The 306-nt window shown below is 52.0% G+C and carries 1 protein-coding gene; it reads right to left on the bottom strand.

All coding sequences use genetic code 11. The features are described from left to right. Window positions 1–306 (bottom strand): NAD-dependent epimerase/dehydratase family protein (locus ACOSDM_RS20225; RefSeq protein WP_420726337.1); only part of this gene is annotated, 306 nt, incomplete at both ends.

A 306-nucleotide genomic window follows, 5' to 3' on the forward strand; every position in this document is an offset into this window, starting at 1 on the left:
GCAGTCGAGGCCCGGTAAAAGATGACGGGACAGGGTCGTAATAGGGCGCACCATAGGGCGTACCTTCCGTGCGTGCGATAACACCACGGGTGCTGCCAAAAATGACCCGGCCCACATCGCAAAGCTTCGCAGCTTCAAAGATGTTCAAGGTTCCTTCGAGATTGATTTTGGACAGCATATAAGGGTGCGTTGTGTGATGCGGCGACATGACCGCACCCAGATGCACGATCTGATCAATGCGATCCTGCTTCAGTAATTCAATAATCCAAGGAAGATCCTGAAGGTCGCCACGGACAAATCTGTATT

Source organism: Hwanghaeella sp. LZ110, assembly GCF_048892525.1.
Classification (GTDB): domain Bacteria; phylum Pseudomonadota; class Alphaproteobacteria; order UBA8366; family Aestuariispiraceae; genus Pacificispira.